This is a genomic window from Ruminococcus sp. RTP21359st1_H3_RTP21359_211015, from assembly GCF_040909065.1.
In the GTDB taxonomy this organism is placed as follows: Bacteria; Bacillota; Clostridia; order Oscillospirales; family Ruminococcaceae; genus Hominimerdicola; species Hominimerdicola aceti.
In genome coordinates, this window is record NZ_JBDGDD010000034.1 from 1 (window position 1) to 25,349 (window position 25,349).

22 protein-coding genes are annotated in these 25,349 nt (G+C 44.0%); 1 reads left to right on the forward strand and 21 read right to left on the reverse strand.

All coding sequences use genetic code 11. From position 1 onward, the window contains the following. Nucleotides 1–121 precede the first annotated feature (121 nt). Nucleotides 122–2,140, reverse strand: a complete 2,019-nt coding sequence (locus AB5Z01_RS11700; RefSeq protein ID WP_272111778.1) for a DNA topoisomerase 3 — start codon at nt 2,138–2,140, stop codon at nt 122–124. 97 nt (nt 2,141–2,237) lie between these two features. Here AB5Z01_RS11700 and AB5Z01_RS11705 point away from each other — a divergent pair, with 97 nt between their 5' ends. Beyond that, on the forward strand, nt 2,238–3,431 hold the full coding sequence (locus tag AB5Z01_RS11705; protein WP_046438484.1) for an ATP-binding protein: 1,194 nt from the start codon (nt 2,238–2,240) through the stop codon (nt 3,429–3,431). A 169-nt stretch (nt 3,432–3,600) separates the two neighbouring features. On the opposite strand, the gene AB5Z01_RS11710 is transcribed toward AB5Z01_RS11705, so the two are convergent. From AB5Z01_RS11710 to AB5Z01_RS11805, 20 genes are all read right to left on the reverse strand, one after another. Next, nucleotides 3,601–4,131: a hypothetical protein gene (locus AB5Z01_RS11710; RefSeq protein WP_046438486.1), complete on the reverse strand. Its 531-nt coding sequence runs from the start codon at nt 4,129–4,131 to the stop codon at nt 3,601–3,603. A 20-nt stretch (nt 4,132–4,151) separates the two neighbouring features. Next, nucleotides 4,152–5,003 (reverse strand): fibronectin type III, encoded by an 852-nt coding sequence (locus AB5Z01_RS11715; RefSeq protein WP_272111782.1) that lies wholly within the window; start codon nt 5,001–5,003, stop codon nt 4,152–4,154. Further along, nucleotides 4,996–6,018 carry a phosphoadenosine phosphosulfate reductase family protein gene (locus AB5Z01_RS11720; protein WP_046438488.1) on the reverse strand — a complete coding sequence of 341 codons (1,023 nt, stop codon included), beginning with the start codon at nt 6,016–6,018 and terminating at the stop codon, nt 4,996–4,998. The genes AB5Z01_RS11715 and AB5Z01_RS11720 overlap by 8 nt, the downstream gene beginning before the upstream one ends. Continuing rightward, nucleotides 6,011–6,169, reverse strand: a complete 159-nt coding sequence (locus AB5Z01_RS11725; RefSeq protein ID WP_368365557.1) for a DNA cytosine methyltransferase — start codon at nt 6,167–6,169, stop codon at nt 6,011–6,013. Before AB5Z01_RS11725 ends, AB5Z01_RS11720 begins: the two co-directional genes overlap by 8 nt. Next, a complete protein-coding gene (locus AB5Z01_RS11730; RefSeq protein ID WP_368365558.1) occupies nt 6,166–7,194 on the reverse strand; it encodes a DNA cytosine methyltransferase in 1,029 nt (342 codons plus the stop codon). The genes AB5Z01_RS11725 and AB5Z01_RS11730 overlap by 4 nt, the downstream gene beginning before the upstream one ends. An 84-nt stretch (nt 7,195–7,278) precedes the next feature. Then, complete coding sequence (locus tag AB5Z01_RS11735) at nt 7,279–7,551, reverse strand: hypothetical protein (RefSeq protein ID WP_272111785.1); 273 nt, start codon at nt 7,549–7,551, stop codon at nt 7,279–7,281. Nucleotides 7,552–7,569: 18 nt separating this feature from the next. After that, nucleotides 7,570–8,382 carry a CD1107 family mobile element protein gene (locus AB5Z01_RS11740; RefSeq protein WP_046436708.1) on the reverse strand — a complete coding sequence of 271 codons (813 nt, stop codon included), beginning with the start codon at nt 8,380–8,382 and terminating at the stop codon, nt 7,570–7,572. After that, entirely contained in the window at nt 8,363–8,683 is a 321-nt protein-coding gene (locus AB5Z01_RS11745) for a hypothetical protein (RefSeq protein ID WP_046436710.1), read from the reverse strand. Before AB5Z01_RS11745 ends, AB5Z01_RS11740 begins: the two co-directional genes overlap by 20 nt. A gap of 12 nt (nt 8,684–8,695) precedes the next feature. Continuing rightward, a complete protein-coding gene (locus tag AB5Z01_RS11750; RefSeq protein ID WP_046436713.1) occupies nt 8,696–11,479 on the reverse strand; it encodes a hypothetical protein in 2,784 nt (927 codons plus the stop codon). Nucleotides 11,480–11,500: 21 nt separating this feature from the next. Then, complete coding sequence (locus AB5Z01_RS11755) at nt 11,501–13,945, reverse strand: VirB4-like conjugal transfer ATPase, CD1110 family (protein WP_368365559.1); 2,445 nt, start codon at nt 13,943–13,945, stop codon at nt 11,501–11,503. Nucleotides 13,946–14,008: 63 nt separating this feature from the next. Then, a complete protein-coding gene (locus AB5Z01_RS11760) occupies nt 14,009–14,386 on the reverse strand; it encodes a PrgI family protein (RefSeq protein WP_046436716.1) in 378 nt (125 codons plus the stop codon). Between the two features lie 23 nt (nt 14,387–14,409). Then, nucleotides 14,410–15,360, reverse strand: coding sequence for a VirB6/TrbL-like conjugal transfer protein, CD1112 family (locus AB5Z01_RS11765; RefSeq protein ID WP_046436719.1), 951 nt, complete (start codon nt 15,358–15,360; stop codon nt 14,410–14,412). Further along, nucleotides 15,361–15,930, reverse strand: coding sequence for a tRNA (adenine-N(6)-)-methyltransferase (locus tag AB5Z01_RS11770; RefSeq protein ID WP_046436721.1), 570 nt, complete (start codon nt 15,928–15,930; stop codon nt 15,361–15,363). It lies immediately after the preceding gene. A gap of 118 nt (nt 15,931–16,048) precedes the next feature. Beyond that, complete coding sequence (locus AB5Z01_RS11775; protein ID WP_041326773.1) at nt 16,049–16,264, reverse strand: Maff2 family mobile element protein; 216 nt, start codon at nt 16,262–16,264, stop codon at nt 16,049–16,051. Nucleotides 16,265–16,560: 296 nt separating this feature from the next. Beyond that, nucleotides 16,561–18,624, reverse strand: a complete 2,064-nt coding sequence (locus AB5Z01_RS11780) for a VirD4-like conjugal transfer protein, CD1115 family (protein ID WP_368365561.1) — start codon at nt 18,622–18,624, stop codon at nt 16,561–16,563. 109 nt (nt 18,625–18,733) lie between these two features. Then, complete coding sequence (locus tag AB5Z01_RS11785; RefSeq protein WP_022049963.1) at nt 18,734–19,210, reverse strand: PcfB family protein; 477 nt, start codon at nt 19,208–19,210, stop codon at nt 18,734–18,736. Further along, nucleotides 19,210–19,488, reverse strand: coding sequence for a hypothetical protein (locus tag AB5Z01_RS11790; RefSeq protein WP_022049964.1), 279 nt, complete (start codon nt 19,486–19,488; stop codon nt 19,210–19,212). Before AB5Z01_RS11790 ends, AB5Z01_RS11785 begins: the two co-directional genes overlap by 1 nt. Nucleotides 19,489–19,589: 101 nt before the next feature. Beyond that, nucleotides 19,590–20,624, reverse strand: a complete 1,035-nt coding sequence (locus AB5Z01_RS11795; RefSeq protein ID WP_368365560.1) for a DUF6017 domain-containing protein — start codon at nt 20,622–20,624, stop codon at nt 19,590–19,592. A 24-nt stretch (nt 20,625–20,648) separates the two neighbouring features. Beyond that, nucleotides 20,649–20,903, reverse strand: coding sequence for a hypothetical protein (locus AB5Z01_RS11800; protein ID WP_046436726.1), 255 nt, complete (start codon nt 20,901–20,903; stop codon nt 20,649–20,651). A gap of 734 nt (nt 20,904–21,637) precedes the next feature. Continuing rightward, the gene (locus tag AB5Z01_RS11805; RefSeq protein WP_287216020.1) at nt 21,638–25,246 is read right to left on the reverse strand and encodes a Helicase associated domain protein; all 3,609 of its coding nucleotides are present in this window, start codon (nt 25,244–25,246) and stop codon (nt 21,638–21,640) included. Between the last annotated feature and the right edge of the window lie 103 nt (nt 25,247–25,349).

The following is a 25,349-nucleotide window of genomic DNA, read 5'->3' on the forward strand; positions in this document are numbered from 1 at the left end:
TGTGAACCATTTGTCAAACTTGTAAAGAATGCTATTGATTGGGTTTAATAGCATTAATAGAGCGTCAAATTCCAGTTTGTAGAACTACACTCAAACAGCAAGGACACCCTTGCTGTTTTTTTTATTTACCCCTCTCCGTTCTCCACTGATAGTACACCTTCCCATTGTACGGATTCTCCACGATCTCAGGGAGGACGATCGTCTTTTTGCCCTTAGATGTGTAGCTTGTGGACTTGCCGTCAAGCAGTCCCTTGATCTGAGCATCGGAGAGAGATATCCCATACACTTTTGCGATATTCATACCGCACTTACCCTTGCAGTACCAGCCAAATTTACCCTTGACTACATCTGCACCGCATTTCGGGCATTTGCCGATAGGCTCATGACCGCCGTCAGAAAAAGAAACAGACTTATCCACAGAGCCGTATTTACTGCACATCTCAGTGATAAACTGTTGAATACCCGACATAAAGACCGCTTCTGGCAGCTCACCGTGTTCGATCTGCTGTAGCTTTGATTCCCATTCAGCCGTCAGCTTTGCAGACTTTACCTCATTGGGAACAACCTTGATAAGCTCCTTACCCCTGTCTGTTGCCCTGAGTTGTTTGCCGTCACGCTCCACATAACCGTTTTTCACAAGTGATTCAATGGTTGCGGCCCGTGTCGCAGGAGTACCGAGTCCCTTTTTCTCCGTATCATCGTCATAGTCCTCGTTGCCTGCACGTTCCATAGCAGATAACAGCGTATCTTCCGTGTAGGGCTTCGGAGGACTTGTGAAATGTTCGCCCTTGCTTGCTGCTACCGTGAAAGTCTGTCCCTCAGATACCGCAGGAAGAGCTTTTTCATCGGGCTTTTCCTTGTCGGTCTGCCTAATAAAGCGTTTCCACCCCATATCAAGGACGGTTCTGCCTGTTGCCGTGAACTCCGTACCATTGCAGATACCTGTCAGCTTGACAGCTTCATACTTGTGCTCCGGAGCCGTTGCACAAATCAGCTTTGCGGCGATCAGCGTGAGTATATTCTTTTCACCTGTCGGCAGAGAAGAAAGGTCAGCCGTGACGATACTGTTTGTGGGTATAATCGCATGATGCCCCGATACCTTGCTGTTGTTGATGACCTTTTTTATATCAGGAGTATGGGAGATGCCGAACCCGAAATAGCTGTCGCAGAGCTTAGTAACTTCAAGAGCAGTCTGCAACATATCATCGCTGAGATACCGGCTGTCGGTGCGAGGATAAGTGACGAGTTTGCCCTCATAGAGCGACTGCGTATAGTCAAGTGTCTGCTGTGCCGTGTACCCGAAAGCCTTGTTTGCTTCTCGCTGTAATGTTGTCAGATCGTAGAGCTTCGGAGCTTTATCGGTCTTGACCTCACGCTTGACCGAGCTGATAGTGACCGTACTGCCGTAACAGGCAGATACAAGTGCATCGGCAGACTTCTCATCATCAATCCTTGCAGATGATAACGTAAAAGCACCACAGTTAAGGTCAGCCGTGTAATACTTTTGCTTTACAAAGCCGTTTACCTCCGCATCACGCTGAACGATCATTGCAAGAGTAGGTGTCTGCACCCTGCCAATATTGAGCTTTCCGTCATATCGGACAGAAAACAGTCGAGAGCCGTTCATACCCACAAGCCAGTCTGCTCTTGCACGGGCATAGCCTGCATTGAACAGGTTATCGTATGCGGACATAGGCTTCATATTAGAAAGTGCCTTGCGGATAGCGGATTCCTCAAGAGAAGAAATCCATAAACGCTTCACAGGCTTGCGGCACCGAGCCATGTTATACACATAGCGGAAGATACATTCTCCCTCTCTGTCCGCATCGGTCGCACAGATGATCTCTGTTACCTCGTCCTTATTCATAAGGTTTTTCAGAAGATTGTACTGAGCCTTTGTGCTGTCCGTAATCTGAAACAGCCAGTTGTCGGGAATCATAGGAAGCTGAGAAAAGCTCCATTTCTGGTTCCAGCCGTTGCCATAGTCATTCGGGAACTTCAAGCCCACCAAATGACCGACACACCACGATACAATATACCCATTGCCTTCGGTGTAACCTTTCTTTGTAGCGTTCGCACCTACTACGGAACTGATTGCACGGCTTACACTGGGCTTTTCGCCCACGATTAGAATTGCCATATATCGACTTCCTTTCATTTTTATTTCCCAAAATCTAAAAATACTTGATTTCGGGAAATAGATGTGGTATAATAAGGTTAAAGGAGCGTGAGTGCTTATGAAACTGATTGAAAGAAAAGACTATCTGGAAAAAATGATCAATGTGATCGGTACGCCTGATATAAAGGTCATCACAGGTGTCCGCCGAAGCGGTAAGTCCAAATTGCTGGAAGCATTCAAAAGCTATGTAAGTGCTAACATCGAGACTGCCAATATCATACACATCAACTTCAATTTGCCCGATTTTGATGATCTGACAGAATATAGACCGTTGTATGACTATATCAACGCAGCCTACAAGGAAGGCGCTGATAATTTCGTCCTGATAGATGAAATACAGATGTGCAATAATTTTGAAAAGGCAATAAATGGCTTACACGCATCAGAAAAATTCGATATTTATATCACAGGCTCTAATGCGTTTCTGTTAAGCTCCGATCTTGCAACACTGTTCACAGGAAGAACTTTCGAGATCAAGGTTTATCCGTTTTCCTTTGCTGAATATGTAAAATACTTTGCATATACTGACCTCTACACTGCCTTTGATAAATATGTCTGCGAAGGCGGTATGGCTGGCTCTTATGTGTATAAGGACGCCCAAGCGAAATATGACTATATTGCAGAAGTCTTTAATACTCTGATCGTCAGGGATATTCGCAAAAAGTATAAAATTCGCAATACGATTCTTATGGACAGACTTGCTGACTTTCTCATGGATAATATCTCGAACCTCACATCTGCCAGATCCATTGCTGATACTTTTAACAGCCATAAGGACAAGATCAACCATAAGACTGTCAGCTCATATATGCAGTATCTCTGCAATGCCTTTGCATTTTATAAAGTACGCCGATATGACATCAAGGGAAAGAAATATCTCTCGACAAATGAGAAATACTACCTCAGCGATCATTCCTTCCGCTATGCAAAGCTCGGAACGAAGAATATGGACTACGGCAGAGTGCTTGAAAATATTGTAGCTATTGAACTGCTTCGCCGTGGCTATGAGGTTTATGTCGGTGTCCTTTACAAGAAAGAGGTTGACTTTGTAGCGATCAAGCGTGATGAGAAGCTGTATATTCAGGTTTCGGATAGTATCACCGATGAAAAAACTTTTCAGCGTGAGGTATCACCGCTGCTGTCCATTAAGGATGCTTATCCCAAGATGCTGATTGCAAGGACACGCCACGATGCCTATCAGTATGAAGGCATAAAGATCATCGACTTTTCGGACTGGCTCACAAACACATAACACGTTCTGCTTCCCAAAATCAATAAATTCACAAGTTTGGGAAACAGACAGCAAACACCTTTCTCCTACATTTCATATCATAATAGGAGAAACCTTTTTTGTAGGAGAAAAAATAGGAGAAAAGCATCTGATTATCAAAGCACATTTCCTGATAGGGGGGAGTGTGCTTTTACTTTGTAGAATTGTTGTACGACCTGAGTCGGAAATACACCTCAGTTGTGATGTTGACCGGAATCATATAGTTGGAATACTCGTCCCCGATATATCCTGCTTTTCTGAGTGCATAGATAACCTTTGCAGCGGTATCTTTGTCAACCTCAAGCCACTCACGAATCTGCTTGTTCGAGGTATATTTGTCATGCGAGATATGATAGATAAGTATATCCATATCTTTCTCCGAGATGCCCTCAACCTTTACGGAATCAAGCGGAGCAAAGTTATGTATGCTTACAGAGAAAGAAGGCTTTTTCTCCTTATTAGGGGCAAGGCACTCATCGTCAGGCTCGATCATATTATCATAGAACCTGAACTCATCGTCCTCATCATCGTCAATCTCAATATCGTCCTCGTCATCGCCGTACTTTTCACGGAAACGCTCGTTGATCTTGCCATTGCTTTCACCGAGCTTATATGCAGCGTATGCAACACCTGCCATAGCACCGAGTCCAACAATTCCCTTGATGATCTTCTTTACGTTCATAATAGAAACCTCCACATTTTTCAGTATTCTACGGGTTCACCGTAGTTGATTTTTTTGATTGATTTGATATTAGCTCCGAGGTCAAGACCGTTCCAGTTGTAAAAACCCCATGAGCCTGAGAATGCCACGCAGGACGGTAAGTTATAATCGTCATAGATAAACTCAACGATACACTTTCCGCTGCCGCCGAAGTTGTGATATTTACCCTCACCATCATCGGCATAACCCTTGCTGTCGCATATTTTTGTAGTAAACTGCGTACCGTTTTCAAGCTCGATCAGGAAACGATCTCCGCAGTATCCGTACCATACACCCATAGCACAGCAGTAATCTCCGTATTCGTCACGGCGTATTCCTGTTTCTGTTATGGTATCGACCTTTGAACCGTATATTGCCCCTGAGCTGGGCATAGCCGTCAGTCCCGAAGCTCTTTCGCCTGCAAAGCAGTTTGTCCAGCCGTCCTCATACGGAAAGTCATATATGACCTTGACTGTTTCAGTCTTGCCGTCAGCAGTTGAAGGTGTTACGGAATATCCGTCTTTTTCTTCCTCAGAAAGAATAGGCTCGACTGTCACCGTGTACTCTGTATTCTCACGCAGACCTGTTATGTAGCAAAGGTCATTGCCTTTGAAAGCAAAGTACATATTATCGCCGTAGGCATTGTTATCATCATGAGACGTGCAGCTCACAGAATAGTCACGGTTAGGCTCAGAATCCCATGATACTTTCAGGCAGGAAACAGAAACAGTCGATACATTCAAGTTATCTGCTGTCAGCTCAATCGGTTCAGGTTCGGAAGATACTCCCGAAAACTCCATAATAAAGCCCATGATAAGGCTGATTGCTTTCCTCTGTATGTCAGGATCAAACATCTTTCTTTTTCTGCTCCTTTTCCTTTGCCTTCATTTCTTTTACGAAAGCACGGTATTTCGCCGTATATTCATAGGACTTGCCGAAGATATTGACCGCTGCCTTGTAAAGATTCGGCTCATGTTCCTCAATAATTGCAAGCTCCTCATTGATATGTTTGCTGAAAGGACAGCCTACACAGCCTGTTCGCCGCAAGCCATACTCTGTATAACACCGGGAGTGCTTAACATCGAACATCTGCTCATAGTCCTTTTTATCGCCGTCCGTGTACCAAAATACCGGACGGAATGTGTTGCACCCCTTAGACTTGCACTCAGAAAAACAAGTCTTGAAAGCTGCGGAACGGATACCGCCCTCAGCCTGTCGGATACCTGTTATATCCAAGTCTGCATCATGTTCCTTGACGATACGCTTTGCGGGCTTCTTTTTCGCATATTCACAGCACTTGTTGGATATGGGAAAATCCGGCGGATTCTGCATGATAAACTCTTTTAGGAAACGGTTGCGGTAAATTGAAAATCTGCTGATTTTCTGAACACCGTCCTCGTCAGAGTATCGCTCTCCGCACCACCATTGCAGAGCCGTCTTACACCGAGGGTATCTCTGCAACAGCACTTCAAGCGGTTCGTCCTCCCACTGAAATCCGTGAGCCTGCAAACGCATCATCTGTTCGGAAACATATTTCGACAGAAAAGGAACACCATACTCACGCACACAGGTCGGGATAGGCTTATCAGGTTTGACACGCTCAATGGTAATGCCGTATTTCTGTTCAAGATAGTCTAAATGCTCCTTTGTAGCGGAGTATTCAAGTCCCGTATCTATCCAAAAATACTTGACCTTTCCGTCCTCATCGACCTTGTGAATCAGGTCAAGGACAATATCGCTGTCAGAACCGCCGCTTATACTGCACACAGGATAATAAGACCGCATCAGGATACGCTGTGCCTTGCACATACTTGTGTAAATGGTGTAGTTATTGTTATCGGCGCACTTGGTCAGGGCTTCATCAAGCATCGTGAAGCCCTCCCAAGATGTGTGTGATCACATCGACCGTCCACCCGTTGCCAATACACTTGTACCGCTGGGTATTGGAAATGCCTGCGGTATAGTTGTCGGGAAGAGTCTGCAAACGCTCCGCTTCGACAGGCGTGAGCTTGCGTATCACATAGTCCCCGTCAGGCAGATCAATCTTATATAGACCTGCTTAGCACCCTGACCGCCACCGTTGGCAGAAAGTGTAACAGACTTGCCGACAACAGAATAAATACGCTGTCCCTGTCCGCCCTTGCCATACTGTCCGACACGGACGGGAGAGCATACAAGCGAATCTTTCTGCACCGTAGTTAGGCAGTTGGATTTACCGTCCTCACGAAATTCGATATGCTGTTCGGTCTTTTCGCCGTCAACATATCGTCCACGCTGGGCGGCTCCCATAGGCATAGCGACCGCAGTAGTACCGCCGTTGAAGCCTGAATTTTTGATGATCGTTGCTTCACCGTACTTATGATAGCCTGCCATGACGGTACGGGACTTGTCCGTACCCTGATATGTATTGATCGGGATAGGCTCTGCGACCATTGTCCGCTGCTTACGTTCAAGGGTGTTATACAGCACAGCACCGTCATAAGAAGCGGTCATACAGTAGGACTTGTCCTGCCACGGCAGACCGCTTTCAAGCACATCTTTCAGTAAAATGCCCTTATCTTCCGGGAAAGAAGTAAAAGGTATATTCGTCCAGTAACAGCGCTTTCTGTTTTGTGCCGATACAAGTGCAGAGTTTATCATGATAGGTTCTACACCGAGAACCCTTGTGATCTCGTCCTTAATACACTGATGAACGGAGTAGTTGTTTTCGTAGAGGAAATACTTACAGCCTGATTCCTCTAAGGCTCTCACATACTCCTTAAAGAGCCTGAATCCTTCACCGTTACAGTCTACCTCTCTGTCCTTTTTGGCAATGCTCCAGTAAGTACAGGGCGAACCGCCGAGCAGAAGGTCATACCCCTGAAACTGCGTAAAATCGCCGTCATAAACATTCCCGTGATGAACGATTACGGGGAAATTGCGCTTTGAGACCGTGACGGCATACTTGTCGATCTCAAACGCATCATAGCATTCCACGGGAATGCCAGCCCTTTGCAGAGCCAGCATACCGCAGGAGATACCGTCAAATAAACTGAGTACCTTCATTAGACAAATTCTCTCTCTTTTCTCATTGTCTTATGTTGTTTGTTCTGTTGTCGGGAACTTTGAATCCACTGGGTTCAAAGTTGATTATTCTTCGTAGTAGTCATCAAAAAGATCGTTGTAGTTCTCCTGAAGCTCCTCAAACTCCTCGCAGAGCTTGTCATACTTCTGCTGAATCACGGTCTTTTCCTGAGCGAAGTTCTCCGCAGCGGTGAGGTTGCCGATGAACTGTCCTGCTTCAAAGCCACGGAGAAACCACTTCTTTCTCATACCCTCAACTGCCTTAGCAGAAATGCCTGCAATTCCGGCGACCCCTGCCCCCGCTGCCGCACATAAACAGATCTTCTTCATCTTTTCCATTCTTTTGCCCTCTCTTTCTTATTCTTCATCGTCCTGATTATCGTAGAATCTCATATCGTCCTCAGATTCTTCGGTGATCTCTGTATCATCGTCATACTCAGGCTCAAACTGAACCGCTGTCTTATTGCCGCCTTTCTTTTTCTTCATCAGGAAGAAGCCTGCGGCACCGACACCGATCAGAGCAACCACACCCAAAATAAGAATCATACTGTTCTTGTTCATAGGAACAGACTTTGCCTGAGCTGCTGACTCAGACGATTCCTCGCCGTCCTCAGCGGTATCTTCGGCATAGTCAGCATCGTTACTGTCGCAGGACTGCACTCTGCCGTTAGCCTTTTCCGCTTCCTGAGCTGCCTGTTCGGGAGTGATCTTGTCCTTTTCATCATCGTCCTCATCTCCTGCGTAAAGAAGTGCATACAGGTCATAATCGTCAACTTTGTTCAGGAAATACACATTGTCCTCGTCATTGCCTGCCGTGTAATTGATAAGCACATAGAAAACGTGACCGTCCTTTGTGGTCACAGCGATGAACTGCATTTCCTCGGTATTATAGATGATCTGCTCCGACTTGATAAGGGTGGCGTTGCCGTCGGTATCGTAATAGGGATCGCCGTCATAGTCGGGAACAACATCGGTTGTCTCTGCCTCGGCAAGCTCACTCATGACCTCACGGAACTTTTCCATATCATCGGAGCTTTCGTCCGCAGGCTCAGAAGCGGTTGTTTCCGTAGTCTCTGCTGTTCCTTCTTCGGCAGAAGCGGTAATACCGCCGACACTTGCTACTGCAAGCATGAAAGCAGCCATCACAGCACTAATCATTCTTGTTTTCATCATCGTCCTCCTCAGAGTAAAATCTCATTTGTTCTTCATATTTGCCGCCTTTGCCGAGATCGTCTATCTCATCATCGGTCAGACCACGAGCCTTCATATTCTGAATCTGCTCATGTTCTCTGGCAAGCACGGTTTCTAATTCCTCTCCATCACAATTCAGCTTTTCGCAGAGTGAGAGATAACGCAGCCTTGTGATTTCGGAGAGAAGCCGTCTTCGTTCCTCTGTATCTCGCTTGATATTTCTTTCAAGCTGCTCTGCCTTTTTGCTGAATTTCTCTATTTTTGCATCATATAAAGCCATTATGTACCTCCGTTAATACAACACGAGCCGAGGATCAATATAGTCCCAGCCGTAGCCGTCGGTGTCTATATAAATGTGGAAATTAACATTTCCGGCTGTTGTTTTGGCAAATTCCTTGCCTTCCTTGATACTGTCGCCCTCCTCGTAGTCATTTATAAGCACCGCATTTGCAATGGTGACTTCCGTATCACGCTTAGTACCGCCCGTGCCGTCATACCAATACTGTACATCGTCCTTGCGGACAGTGATCTTGTTGTCATCGGTATCAACGTCGGTTATCTTACCGCTGAAAGGCATTTTGAGCTTTGTACCGCTGTCAGCATAAACCTTGATACCCTGGTACAGACCGTCACTTTCTTCATTCCAGCCTGTCATTTCATATCCGAACTCTCTTTTGAGGGAATAGTCACGGATAGACGGCTCGGGCAGAAGATTATGCAAGGTCTGATGATTGCCATAGAGTGTGTTTCCGTCCTCGTTGCCGACAAGCAGATTGTAATACTGCCAGCGTTCTGTCTTGTGGGACATTGATTTTAGCTTGTCCTCTATGACCTCATCAAAAGTCTTTTTCTGCTTGACGTTGTAGTAGAGATTGCACTCCGTTTTCCAATACTGTTTCTGCACATAACCATACAGAGCTGAACAATTGCTGTCGCCTGTCCACGATCTCGCATCGGATTCTGTAATCATGAACCAAGCATCATCGTTCTCCCAACCGTAGAACGAACGGTACTGATTATCTCCGTCATGATTTTGGAAGAAAAATTTGCCGTTATCATCTATCCAATAGAACGGTTGCTTTGTATGTGCGGTGTCTGCATAATAGCGGTTATCAAGAACATAATAGCCCGTGAGAGCATAATCTTCGTTTGGGTTCAGTACACGATAATTGCTGTTCATATAACAATAGCCGTCACCGTCAAGATACTGACCAAGCTCTGAGGTATAAGAAGTCGGCTTGAATTTGTAAGTCCAAGCTCCGTTGCTTTTACTTGCTGATTGCTCGCAATAATAGTAACTGCCGTCGGTACTGCTTCCACCGCCGAAATATACATAGGTGTCAAGCTCCTCCCAACGGGATTTATTGTCATACCAATATACGAACTCATACTCCGCATTGAAAATGTCCTCAAGCAAATCCTCTGTATCGCTTTTGAATTTCCAATACTTAATATCGCCGTTATCATCGGCATCAAAATCATAGTAATACGCACACAGAAAAGCCCACAGTTTGTAGCAATCGAAATCATATTGCGGTTTCCAATCGTAGACCGAAGATTTGCCCCAGTACCAGTTGTCGGGTTTATCTTTAAGGTCTTTTTTCTTAGCACCAAAAGCAGTCAGACCTTTTTTCCAATCAGAAGTATCGCTGACTTTAAGTATTTTCTGATTGAAGTTATAAACAAGCTCCGTGTAATACTTTTCAGCTTCGGAAAGGTCATAGTCCTGCGCCGCATAAGTGCCGAGAGTAAAACCACCGCCTGAAACTATGGAGCTGAAAATCATAATGATAAAAGCAAACACAAGAAAGATAATAAGTATCGGAACAGCTATTGCTGCAAAGAACTTTTTGACTTCCTTTTCATAGACATTTTTCACGAATTTGAAAGCCGACTTGAATCTCTCAGCCACCGTTTTTTTAGTTTTCTTATTTTTGGGTTTACGCTTCTTTCTCTGCTTGTATTTATCGTGATTTTCATTCAGCTTGTTTTCCTGCCGATTTAGTTTTTTATTGGATTTCGACTTTTCATCGGACAGGCGATCACGCTTTTTTTCTTCTCGCTGTAACCGCTGAGGCTTACTTATCTTATCTTTGACAGGTTCAGCTATTCTGCGTTTTGCCGAGTCTATCGCATGAAGTACGTCATTGTCCTGATCTTCATTGACAGCTTTCTGCCACGCAGAAGCCTTCATTCGCTTTACCGAATATGAGGCAGGCTTTAATGCAAGCAAGCCGGGACGGGAGTTTCTGGTGATTTTTTTCTGATTACGCAGTTCCTTAACACGGAACTGCTGTTCTGTTTTTAGCTGTTTACTCTCAAATTTCAGCTCACGCTTTGTCTGCTTATATGCCTGCAATCGGCGCTTGTTCATCGCCTTGCAGAGCGTATTGCCCTTATCTTTTACAATTCGGGCTTTATACTCCGCCTTTGCTTTCTTCAAATCGGCTTTTGTCGCAGCCATTTTCGGCTTCTGAGTTTTCGCCTTATAGATCTTGTTATCAGCTTTCTTTAGCTGTAACTTCGCTTTTTCGAGCTTATACTGCTTCTTTGTTTTCAGGTGATTGTGCGTACCCTTGACAGCATCGACCGCCGTGCGACCCACAAGAAATACGCCACGATGATAATCGTCCACCGCTTCACGGGTGTACTTCTGTTTGAGCTTGTTGCGGACTTCACGCTGGGCGGTGCCGGCGGTTTTGATACCGCCAGTTTCCGCTGCGAGACCGGTATCGACCGCCGTCTGTGTAACATCGTGAACTGCAAAGTTTATAGCACGGGCATTTGCCTTGAACAGCTTGCCCTTGAATGTCTTTGGCTGCCATGATTTGATCGTCCGTGTGACTGACGGTTTATCGCCCTGTATGCGGTATTTCGCATTTGCAAACTTATGGACGATACCCCGACCGCCGTGATGCGTTTTCTCATCACGGACGATATATGCACGGGTATGAAAGCGACCTCTGCTGTTTGCTTCACGGCGGAAGTCTATCTGAAACTGCTTCGACCGTCTGCTGACTTTATCGAAATGTGCCTGCGCTTTGCGGAGGTTATTTTCTTTTCTCTGTAAGCTCATAAATCCTCCATTCTGCGCAGTTTACGCACCCTCAGTAGGTTTTGTTGTCATGAGTTTATACATCTCTGTATCCATCGGAAAATGGTCTGTAAACGGCAGAAGCACTTTATCATAGCGGATAAGTCCCTCGCCCGGACCGCTGTTTGTTACAAACTTCATCTGCTCCTTAGAAATATGGAGCTTTTCAGCGAGAATGTCTCTGTCTCCGGCTGCCTGATTCAGCATATATACGAAGTCCGAGTTATCAAAGATGTTCTCAACCTCCTGAGAAGAAAGCAAGTCCTTGACATTTTGCGTGATACCGGTCGGCACACCGCCCCATTTACGGAAACGCTTCCAGATCTCAGCCGAATACTTCGCTGTCTGTTCCTCTTTCAGAAGGAGGTGGAACTCATCAATGTAGTAGCGAGTGATTTTTTTCTTTTCACGGTTTGCGGAAACCCTGTTCCATACCGTATCCTGCACGATCAGCATACCGACCTTCTTGAGCTGATTGCCAAGCTCCTTAATATCAAAGCAGATGATACGATTACTCATATCAATGTTGGTACGATGATTAAAGAGATTCTGGCTACCGTTTACGAACATTTCAAGAGAATTTGCTACACGCAGAGCGACTTCGCCTTCATTATTAAGCTCCTGCTGCAAATCGGAGAGAAGCGGCATCTTTTCAGGTGTCGGCTCATTCTCGATAAAATGCTTGTAGATGCTCTGAACACATTTGTCGATAACAGAGCGTTCCTCAGCGGAAAGACCGTAGCGACCTCCGACAATGATCTCACAAAGCGAAATCAGGAAATCGGACTTATTTGCGATCACTTCCATAGGATTGCTGAACAGATAATCATCAATGGTAATGTCCATAGGGTTGATATGCTGTTCGGAATTGCTTGCAATTCTGATAAGCTGTCCGTGCAGAGCCGAAACAAGCGGAAAATACTCTCCTTCGGGGTCGCAGATGATTATGTCATCTACTGTTGTAAGAAAGCAGTCGAGAATTTCACGCTTTACGCTGAAACTCTTGCCTGCACCCGGCGTACCGAGGATAAGCCCATTAGGATTTTTGAGTCTTGACCTGTTGGCACGTATCATATTTCCTGACAGCGTATTGATTCCGTAATAGGTAGCCTGTCCGTCCTGAAACAGCTCTTTAGTGGTAAACGGCACGAAGATAGCGATACCGCTTGTGTGCATCTCACGGCGGACAGGAATCTCGTTATAGCACAGCGGAAGTGTGGAAACGAGTGTCTGTTCCTGTCGATAATCATAGGGAAACATCGTGCAGTTATTCTTCTGGCAGACACGCTTCAGCATTTCAGAAAGAAGTTTCAGCTCCTTTTTACTTTTTGCATAAGCTCTCAGTGAAATACTGATATGAAAAAGACGCTCATTCTTGCTGTTCAGATCAGCGAGGAGCTTTTCAATGTCCTCGATATACATCTTGATCGCAGGCGGAAGAATGTCGGGATCATAGCCGGACTGCGATGCCTTTTTCTGTTCGTCGATTTTCATCTGCTCCACATTGGTGAGCTTCTTTTTGACGAATTTCAGGGCATCTATCTGATCCAGCGGATCAACGTGGATATTCACGCAGAAAAGGTTCTGCATTTCAAGGAAGTCCTTTAATATCTCGTCCGACAGCTCTCCGGCGAGGATATTCATACCCCATACAGCACCGTAGGCATTACCGATCTCAAAATCGCTCTTATTGAATTTGAACGAGGACGGACAGATGAAATCCTTTGTGTCCATTCCTGCCCTCAGCATTTCACCCCAATCGAAAAGAAATGGGGAATTTCGGTAAGGGTTCAGGGCATAATACAGAGCTTCAAGTCTCTGTTTGCCGTCAAGCATTTCTGATTCGACACCGAAAGCCTTAAAGCCCTTGATTACATCATTCTTGATCGACATGAGCTTCGCTCTTGCTGCCTTGTATGATGTGGATTCGATACCAAATGTCAGGAACTTTCTTGCCGACTGACCGTTAGAGCCTTTCATCAGCTTATCGGTCAGCATTTCGCTGTACTCCTTGCGGATCTCATTGAAATCATCGTCCTGTTCGGGTATCTGTACCGTTTTTACGAGCTTTTCCTTTGATCTGTTCTGATTTTCAAAGGTAAGCTGGAATTTGATTGTGTTGTCAAAGATATTGATAACATCACAATACTTTGAGAAGATATTGTTTTGTTCCTCAAACTCCGAAATAGAGTAATTGGCATCATAAAACTGTATCGTCATAGAGAAGAAGTTCTCCGATACCTGGCAAACACCGTCCTTATACATACACATATATGGAATCGTGTTCTGCACCGTAGTCTTACCGCCATTAGCACTCTTGATTTCCGCCATTCGTGCGGAAAGTATTTTTTTGTCCTCTTTTGTAAGCTGAGAGGCTGGCTTGCCCATGACAACCTTAGACTTGCTGCGGTTATCACTTTTATTGGCATTTCTCTTTCTAAATCCCATTGGTAACCTCCGTTTGTATTCAAAAGCGGAGACACCGAAAGTGTACTATAATAGGAAGCCGTATCAGCCTTTTCTTTCGGCATCTCTCAGCTTTTTCTTGATTCTTGTGTATTCGATATGCCTTTCAAAGCACTCGAATATGTTTGTTGTGCGGTAATACCGCTTTCGAGGTCTTGTAAAGTATTCACGCATATATTTTGCCTGTTTCTCCAAGAAAACACCATTTTTCTTATAAAGTCCGCAGAGTATCGCAGGAGCAGCGACTGCACCCATAGCGAAAATTGCTCCGGACATTCCTATAGCTGTTTTCGTCAGAAAGAAAACAGGCGCTCCGAGAACAAGACCGATACCAAAGCATATTACCTGTCTTTTGGTAAATCCCATAATGAACTTCTCTTTGATGTCGTTCAGGTCTTTAGGGATTTGTACATAATGTGCCATAAATCCTCCAATCTTGTTCAAGGTCAATGTGCGTTAAACACACTTTTGCTGATAGCTCCTGTACGCAGAATGGTAAAGATAAGTGCTGCCGTGTATCCCATTAGCATTGCCATTTGCATTATCACACCGTCCTTGCTTGAATTGAGCGTAGCGATCATATTGCTAAACAGCGTTTTGAAAATACCGAGTGCGACTACGATAAAGAACCCCTGGAAAGAAAGAGCTAAGAGCTGTTTTACCCAGTTTTTACCGATGCTTGCCCATTCTCCGCTGTCCATCATTGTTGCCATAGGAATAGGTGCAATGCTGAGATACATAAACACCTCGATGATACGGCTTGCAAGGGTAATTACGATTGCAACAATAAGTATCATCACTCCCAGATGAACAATAAGGGATATGAACCACACCGTCATCAGTTCTCCCAAGCCTAAGCTATTGAGAGCTGATTTCTTTATCGCAAGACTTTTAGATAGATAGTCACCGCTGCCGAACAGCGTGGCAAGTCCGTTAGAGCATACATTTGTGCCAAACGAAAATAGTGCGGAAGCGATGTAATATGTGTTGGCTACAAGTATTACACCGCATAAGGCTTTGATGATCCATTTTATAAAGATCGAATCATCGAAGTCTTTGAAATTATTTCCCCGAATGACCATTTGACAAAGCTCATTCAAGAGGATGACTGTAAGAATGAAACCTCCAATAGGGACTACAACATTGTTACAGAGCGTTTCGATAGTTGCCCAAATCCCGTAGCCTGTCGGCGCACTTCCGGCAGTTCCCGTAAACTGAGCAGGATGCTTTGTAAGAAAGTTTGATACAAGGTTTCCCTTTGCTCCCGAACCTGTTGTCTGAGCAAATGTATCAGTCAGAAGATCGGAAATTCCGTCAAACTGAGATTTTATGCCGTCCTTGAATAAGTCACAGCACCAATCCTCCAAAGCATCAATCGCATCGCTGATTACTCCCATTTATTCATCACCCCTCTCCGAGGAATTCATCAATGGTCTGTCATATTTCACAAGCTGACGTAATTCCAGTTTTGTGGGGAGAAGGTTTCTGCAAAAATACGCAGATCCGAAATGATTGCCCTTTGTTGTAAAGAGCATATTCTGCTGTGTGTGATAGTCAACCCGACTATCAAAGCAAAGCATCTGAATCTCATTGTTGAATATCTTGTATCGTGCCTTACCCTGAATACTGTTCACGGGCAAGAGCAGAGCAAAAGGCTTCTGAAAAGCAAAAGCTCGTTTCAGGACTTCATTCTTCTTAGAAAATGGGGGATTGCTTACGAGAATATCCCATTCGTCAGGCTCAAAGTGAAAAAAATCCTTGTCATCTTTCAAGCTGCTTCGTTCCACATAAAACCCCTGTTCGGTAAGATACTGATAAAACGCACTCCATTCTTCATCGAACGGGCACCATATTTTCTTGTCTTTCGGCAGAAATTCCATTAACGGCTCTACCGCATAGAATGGAGTGTACACTTCATCTCCTGCACTTGTTTTATTGGCAGTTAAATATCCGATATTTATTGCCATTTATATTTTCACTCCCTTTCATATCTGAGAGTGCAGATTGCTTACCCAAAACCCATTATTGCAATGCAAAACCCACCGCTATGTAGCTAATCTGCTTATATTCAGGTCAGAACGTCACTTAAATTGCGCCCGTCATCATTGTTTCAAGAACAGGAACAAGGACGATTGCAAGGAGAATCAGACCAAGACCTGACATGAGCTGCTTCATGCCCTGGGATTTAGCACCGGGGTTATCATTACCGTAACCTTCAAGAAGGTTTACAACGCCCCATACACCAACGCCTGCACCGATCAGGCAGATAACGCTCTTGAGAACGGTACACGCAGTAGAAATGAAAGAAGAAGTATCAACAGCACCCGTGCCTGCTGCAAATGCCTGAGTTGCACAGGCAGATGCCATAACGCCTGCGATTGTGCAGAACATGGTTGCCTTCTTTGCACCACGGGTGAGCTTAGAGAGCCACTTGTGCTTCGGTGCAGAGGTAGTGGCTGCTGTCTCCATTGCGGTTGCATCGACCGCAGAAATATTCAGTTCGTTCATAGGTAAAAAGTCTCCCTCAAAAAAATAAAGTAAAGATTGTCCGCAGCTTCAACCGATTCTCTTTTTATTCGGTTTCTTCACTGTCTGAGTTAAAAGCCGACATATATCTCTTTTTCTTCGGTTTCCTCAGATATTGCAGTATCAGCGTTATCTGTTTCTTTTGCCGATACTGCTGTAACTTCCTGTCCGGCGTCCGTCATATCAACACCATACCCCGTGAACTTTTCCTGTCGAGACAGTCTCAAACGCATCGCCTTCTTGTCACTCACATATTTTTCGATGTTGAACCCCATCTCAGGATTATCGTCCAAGAGCATTGGATATTGCTTATGACGGGTAATGTCAAACTTGTCCGAGAAGAACGGACGAACTCCTCTAAGCTGTAAGATACATTTACCGCCGTCCATGACCGCTAATTCGTCTTGACTTTTCAGCTCTTTTCCAAGCTTCTGATAGTTCATTCCGTAACTTTCCGACTGTCCACGGTTGGTAGAGGTGTTGAAACTGTCGATAGTTTCCTTGCCGAGACTTTCGGAGATCTCTTTCAGCGTGGACTTCTCCTTACCGCCCAAAAACAGCATCGTATCACAGTTGCCTTCGATCGTGTCTGCATTATCTTTATATATAGCCTTTAGCTGGCTCTTAGCTTGCAAGATGATCGACGCACTTATTTCACGGCTTCGGATCGTCGCTATGAGCTTCTCAAACTGCGGAATTTCGCCAATATTGGCGAACTCGTCTAACAAACAGCGTACATGATAGTCCAGCTTTCCCCCTGGGGAATTATCTGCTTTTGTACAGAGTAGGTTGAAAAGCTGTGAATACATGATAGCGACCAGGAAGTTAAAAGTCGCATCTGTATCGGAGATGATTATGAAAAGCGCACTCAGCTCGTCACCGAGCTTGTCAAGGTGCAGCTCATCGTAGGAGGTGATCTCCAAGACCTCATCTATTGCAAAAGGTGCAAGTCGTGTCGAACAGCTAATTAAAATAGACTTAGCCGTTTTTCCAGCAGCGAGCTTATACGCCTTGAATTGTTTGAGTGCAAATGCACCCAAGCGCCGTTGTTCGGCATCGGGTTTCGTTTCAAAGATGTCACCGTAATCAGCCATGACTTCGGGATCTTCGTGCTTTGTGCCGTTCAGCCAGCACTCCACGATCTCAAATTCAAGGTCAATGCTGTTTTTGAACTCCTCATCGTCCTCACGGCACTCCGAATTGTTGATCATGTCGATCAACGTTTCAAAGTTCCATTCATCTTCGGGGTACATAGCAAAGATAAGGGCAATATACGCAGTATAGAGCAGTTTCTCCGCTTTCACCCAAAAATCATCGCCGGACGGCTGCTGAGAAGAAGAAGTATTCTTGATAAGGACTTCCACGAATTTGAGAATGTCCTTCTCACGGTTTTTCTTGCTGATGTAAGCAAACGGATTGTAGTGCATCGACTTCGCAAAATCAATGGTATTGAACACCTTGATCTTGTAAGGCTCATAGACAGGGATATATCTGCCTTTTTTATCTTTCAGATAGTTTCCCTTATCGTCCCTGCGGTACACAACATTTCCGTCAACTCGTTTCGGGCGGCCCCTTTGGAGCATTCTTCCGCACTCCACAAGCACCGTGCCTTTCGGATCGGTGACTACATAGGAGGAGTGCATCTGCATCAGGTTCGGCTTTACGAAAAATCGTGTCTTACCTGAGCCTGAGCCACCGATAACGAGGATATTTTTATTTCTCGCAAACTTCGGTGCAGAGGGCTTGCCCATTGTGAGAGATTCCGTCTTTGTGAGAATTACATTGTTTTCGGGGCAGGATAAGTCCATATACGGCTCAATATCCTTTTCACCGCCCCATACGGCAGAGCCGTACTCCTCACCCTGGCGAAATTTCTTCCTGTTTTTCGACTTGACATAGAGGACGAGCCTCATTACACCCGCAAGAACCAAGCCGAAAAGAATATCAAACGGGTGTAAACTGGGAATGATTCTTGCAAATGCCACACCGAGATTGCTCATGAAGGGCAGGAGCTTTTCCTGAAAGCCGTCGCCCTCAGCGGTTCGGTACGCAAAGCCAATCAGGTTACCCACATAAGAGAAAGCTACATAGGGGATAGCCTTGATGATCAGCTTTTTGAGTTTTCTCGTGTCGATCTGCAATTCGCAGACCTTTCCTTTCTGTTGGTATCGGCATCAAAAACCGCCGTAAAAACATCATCGTCCCTTGCCCGTGGAACGGGCACAGGCATGAAATAGCCGTAGATCATCGTCTGTTCTCCCTTGTTTTTTCTCTCTGTTTCTGTTTTCGAGGTTTGCTCCTGAGTTTCTGAGCCTGCTGCTGCATCTTCTCACGGGTGAACTCACCACGCTTCGGTGTCTTGCACTGGTCCTTGCCGACATACTCCGAAAATGCCCTCTTGAAATCCTCTGTCTTAGCAGCGGAAAAGAAAACATGATAGGTAGGCGGCGAGGTGCTTTTATCTCTTTTCAGAGCAAAATCCACATCGTATTTTCGTGCGGTTTTCAGGAAATCCCCGATATTTCGGTCTGAAACCTCAATGCTGTCGAGCTTTGACGGCGACTTAGCCTGCAACTGCTTATAGGTCATTCGCCCTTTTTTCTCTGCCTTGCCCGACATAAACTCCTGCAATGCCGATTTCAGCACATCAGCGGTCATTTTCTCCGCCTTGATCGAAATGTCAATGGTTTTCTTCGCACCGTTCTCATAGTCGGACGGCATTACGCATCACCGCCTTCGTCTGCGGTCGGCATCTCAAAAGTTGAAAATGCTTCACTCTGGAGCCAACGGGTAATGTCACGCTGGACACTCATCACCTTGTCATAGTCGGGCGAGTGATACAGCAGATTTTCCTTGTTGGTCACATCTGTGCCAACGATACAGTATTCATCTTCCGAATGCTCCTCATCGACACCGACCGGACGCACTTCGACGCTGACCGCAATCAGGTTATCGTAGTTGACGAGATCGCCCTCCGGTGTCAGAATAGACTTAGCCATGATCTTCACCTTCCTTTCAAAAAAGCTCATTTGCCGTCTTTCAAGCAGCTACGTCTGGTTTCTTCTCCGCTCCCATAGCCACCACCTCCTCTCAGGAACGTTCAGTCATCATAACCGCCAAAATCTCTCTTGACAGCATACTCAGCCCATCGACCCTCAGCATTTTCCTTGAAACGCTTGCCGTTGGCTTCGTTGAACAGAGTGCTGATAAGATAACTCTCATAGTTCCGCACATTGTCTGTACGCTTCATCTGCTCAATAGCATTTTCAAGAACGTTTATATCAACTTTTAGCATAGCGGACTTGACAACTTCCCTGGGGAAGTCCTGTCCGCAGATACGCTCCGTTTTCTTTCGGGAACATATCCGCCGAACGATCATCTGAACGATCTCCTCAGCTTCTTCCTCATCACCGAGCCATTCTGCAAAGTAGGAAAAGTCGATGTTGTTTTTCACTACTTCGGTATAAATCTCTTTTTCGCAGATATATCCGTCAATCCGTCCGTCTGTCTGTTTTTCATCATTTTCAACAGCTTTTCCGCTGACGGAGTGGGACTGATTGATAGATACTTGATTACTCAGTATTTGATTTTTCTTTATTATCTTCTTAGTATTTATTTGTCCCTGATTTTCTACCTTTTGAATTTCTACGGGTAGAATTTCAAGAGGTAGATTTTCTATGCCTTGTTTTTCTGCTCCTTGCGGAGCTTTTTTTATGGAGCTTACTTCGGCAGTGGATGTTTCTTCGTCCTCATCGTATGTATCATCATCGTCCCGGTCTGCATCAGGCGAATCCTTTTCTGAATACTCATAGAAGTCATAGACATACTCTATACGACCGCTCTTCGTTTCATTCGGCATCAGCTTAGTCACAGTGAGGTAACCCCAATGCTTCAGTTCGTCCAATGCTGCCTTGATCGCTGTTTCTTTCTCTTTGCAGATAGCTGTCAGACCTGAGATAGAGTAATCCCAATTCTCCGGCAAAGAAAGAACCTTACTCAGAAGCCCGATTGCTTTCAGACTGAGGTTAGTTGACCGCAGATGATAGTTGCTCATTACTGTATAGTTTGCATTTTTATTGACACGGCACACCGATGATGGCGTTGTTTTGACCTTTTTTATTTTTTTAGCAGACATATCCATTTTCCTCCTGTTTTCAGCTCAAGCGAGCTTCATTTGTGTGATCCTGACCTTATTGACCATATAGGTCTTACCGCTGCGTCGGAGGTAGCCTGCATTGTAAAGTTCGTTCAGAGCGTTCCTGATAGTTTTCAGAGAATCATTTTCAAAGAAAGGACAAAGCTCCTCTGCGGTATGATAGTCCGTATCGGGAAAATTGAGCATTCTCAGCAGTATAGCTGTTGCTTCGCAGGACAGCTTATCATCGCTGATCGTGATGATCTGGCGTTCAGACATAAAAAACCTCCTATTTTTCATTTTGCTTAATTAAAACAGCAGACATGATATAATGTAATAAAGTGATACATCAGCAAAATAATGCGTAGCTATGATTATCAAGCCTGATATTTATGGTGATTCTGGGATTCATAAGTTTTGACAATAAAAAATGCCCCCCATTGCTGAGGAGCGTTATCTCTGTATTCGGTTTTCAGGCATAAAAATAGCGGACAACGCTCCAATTATATGGAACATCGTCCGCCAAATGATTGATTTTTTGATTTGATTTTAGAGGTCAAAAGCACAAATCCGCTTTATCTGTAACAATAGATTATCATTTTCTTGTGTGGCAAATACACGAGACATTTCCTATCCTTTGTGCCAATTTCTTCTACAAAAATCGGCATTTTTCGCAGGGAACTAAATTTATTTCGTGTGTCTACCGTAGGTCTACCAAGTCAAGTTATCGGCTTTTGTCTACCACAAATCTACCGAAAGTCTACCAAAAAACATGGTTTTTTATGATTCTTGAAAGCTGCTGTAATTCGGTGTTTTTCAATTTTTGATACTCAAAAAGCTCGAAAAATCGGGCACAAAAGGGAACAAAAGACCACAAAAGAAATTAAAACGCTTCACCGATTTAAAAACTTAAAATCCCTCGGGGTAAAACCCGTACCGGTTCAAGTCCGGTTAGCGGCACCAGAATAAAAGCTCTTAGGTCGTCTTGCGATCTAAGAGCTTTTTTAGGTTACTTATCTACAAATTTTTTCGGGATCAAGATCAACTTTTAGTGCTTCAAGCATTTCAATATGCTTGTCTGACATCTGTCCATTCTTGTATTTTTTCTTCTGAGAATTGAGCCATACTGCAATGCTGTTTTCTGATCCTTTTATTTTTCTTGTGAGAGGCATTCTCCCGTTTTCCGCAATGAAAGATCTCAATTCTTCGTATCTTGTCAGCCACTGTTTTTCAAATCTGTCATTTACTTGCGGCTCTATGCCTATCTTTTTGAGCTTTTCTATTTGTTCAGGCGTTCTTGGTGTGCTATCTTTTCCATTTACTATCTTCTGTTCGCCATTGACCCAATTACACAGCTCACTGCCGTCAACAATGATACCCTTTTTGACGCTTGCACCAACACCATGCTCATCAAAATATCTCACTGCTTCTTCATACATTATATCCCAATGAGATATCAAACTGTCAAGAACAGTTTTAGGGTCCAGTTCATTGAACATTTCTACTCTTTCATCATTGAATACTCCGTTTTGGATAAAATTTCTCTGCTGACGTATCCAATCAATGATTTTTATCCCTTTGTATTCTGCCTTAGGGTCGAGCTTTTCGCCTTTATGCAGTTTAAGATATTCCTTTACTATCTCATACTTAGCAAGCCATTTTGTGATATTTGCCTTATATATCCCTGACTTTTCGGCTTTAAAGGGATAGCCGATATCGTCAAATTTTTTCATTTGTTCTTTGGTAAGCTCGCCTTTTTTATATGCTCTTTTTTGTCTAGCAAACCACAAGGATAGATCTGTGCCGTCATAGGCAGCATATTTTTCTGGGAGCCGTTTTGTATCGTTTTTTTCAAAATAAGCCTTTAATTCTTCATAGCGATACTCCCACTCATCTTTAGCGTCAAGAGGAAATCTCAGCTTTCTGAATCTCTCCTCATATTTTTTTGCAAGCTCGCCACGTCTGTATCGTACTCTGCAATTGGATATCCAGTTTCCTAGGCGATATCCGTCGTCACACACAGTTATTGCCCTTATTTTATATATCCCTTTTTCAGATATAAATTTCTCAAGATGCTGAAAACCCTTTTCATAAAGACTAGCATTCTCTATCTCAGACAAATTGTTCCACTCTATCCCGAGCTTATCCAATAATTCTATCCTATCCTGTGAAAGAACGCCTTCTCTTTTCTGCACACGCTGTTTGTATATCCATATACCAAGCTGAAATTCATGATATACAGCGTTCTGAGGCACGCTTATGTTTCCATATTCTTCGTAATATTGCTTTGCAAGCGAATATCTTTCATTCCATATATATTCATGATATGAGATATCTGAAAGGAGTCCTATCGCCTTAAGCTTTTCTATCTGTTCCTCTGATAATCTTCCCTCTTTGGCATACTTTTTTTGTCTGCTTATCCAAGTGTTTATACTCGCCCTGCTAACAGTTAAGTCATCAGAAATGTCTGTGTTTCCGTGTTCATCATAATATTTTTTCAGCAGTAAATACTTTTCTTCCCAACGTGAAGAAGTTACATCAAAAACAAAGTTTATACTTTTCAGCTTTTCAATGCGAGCGTCTGAAAGTTTGCCATCTCGATACAAAATACGCTGTCTTTCCACCCATGTGTCTAGACAAGCACCATTTTTGGTTTTATATGAAACAGGAATGTTGAAATTGTTGTTATCCTTATAGTATTCTGTAAGTTCACGAAACATATCATTCCATTTTCTGTTGTTTCTATCGTCCCAGCTCATTCCGAGTTTATCAAGGCGAGATATTTGCTCGGCTGTCAGAGAACGTGAACCTGTCCGTCTTGATTTTCGCATACTGTCGAGCCAAACTCCAAGACATATTCCCTCGCTGTCTACATACTTTGCAGGAACGTCCAGGTCACCATTTTCACGATGATATCTAACGGCGGCCTCATAGTTTTCTTCCCATAGATAATCAGGCACGTCCCATACCATTCCTATCTCATCAAGCCTTGCGGATCTTTCCTCACTAAAGCCCCATTTTCTGATACCATTTTTCTTTGCCATTCGCTGTGTGACTAACCACTGGCCAATGTTTATTCCATTTTCATTTACATATGAATATGGTGCTAAAAGATTGCCGTTCTCCTCATAATACTTTTTAGCGGCTTCATAATATCTTTCCCATGACAATTCTCCTATTGACTGCCAGCGCATACCGATAGCGTTAAGTGCGTCTATCTGCATCTGCGTAAGAGGTTTTCCATTATGAGTTCCTCTGTATAGTCCTCTTTGTGTATTTATCCACAAACCAAGGCTGTAGCCGTCCTCTGTAAAATATGTCGCAGGTGTTTCAAGGTCACCGTTTTTTTCATAATAAGCTTTTGCCTTTTCATACATGATGTCCCACGAAGCTGAAAGGGACTCCTCAAGCTTATCGAAAAGCTTTTTGCAGTCTTCAACTTTGTCAATAAGCTCAAAGTTATCATTTACTACCACGTCCTCGTTATCATGAGAACGATAATAACGAACAGCGACTTTCATTTCTTCTTTGATAGAATCTATGCTATAAAGATTTCCAATGTTATTGACAATATCGAAAATAGCAGGCCTTTGTGACTTCCCTGCACTTAGCGCACGTCCGATCTGCTGTTTATAGATAATTGGAGAGATAGTCGGGCGCAGAAGAATAACACCTGAAACATCATCAACGTGAACGCCCTCGTTAAGCATATCTATGCAGTAGAGCAATTTAAGGTGGTCAGAATTATCCTCCTTAAATTCATGAAAAGCCTTGCTCGTTTCAGGATCATTGGAATAAGCTTCATAAATATGAGGCCTTTTATCCACCTTATGAAACCATTCGTCAGCCTTGTCTATCATATCGTCCATATGCTCACGATTTGCACAGAAAACGATATATTTTCCTGCTCTGTTTTCCATATGCTTATCAAAAATATCATCAAGCTTTTCTGCTTTATCTAACGCCCTGCGAAGTGCTTCAAGATATTCCTCAGCCTTGTCACGCATAGACTTATATCTTGCATTTTTTACTCTTTTTTCATATTCGTCAAGATCCTTCTGATATGAAAATATCGAAAGAATATATTTAGGCGGATCAAGGATACCACGAACGATAGCGTCGCCCAAAGTCATTTCACTTGCGATATTTCCGTCAAAAAGCTCGTCTGTCATATCACGCTGGTTATCAAGATAACGTATTGCTGTGGCAGACAGACCTAACAGCGGTGTATCTGGATACATTTCAAGCAATTTCTGAACGCCCATGCCCCAATATTCCGCACCGCATCTGTGAAATTCATCGAGTATTATGTAATCAGGTTTTATCGCTGAAAATTCCTCATCAGATAAAAGCATAAGCTTGGCGTAAGTATAAAATTTCACATTCTGTGGTTCATATCCACCGCTTGCCTCTTTTAAATTCTCAAGCTGCGTCTGATAAATATATCTTGACGGAGAAAGCCAACATATTATCTTATCGGAGTTATCATAGCAGAGTTTAAAACCGATGAAACTTTTTCCTGTTCCGGTAGGGTGAACTACAGCGGCTTTATTTCGTTCAGCAAGCATTGACACCACAGCCTTATAGGCTTCTTCATTGTGTCTGAACAGCTCTAATGCCACGTTATTCCCTCCTACTAAAACACATCATTTGGAGCAAGCAACGGGAATCGAACCCGCATCCCAAGCTTGGGAAGCTTGTATACTGACCATTGTACTATGCTTG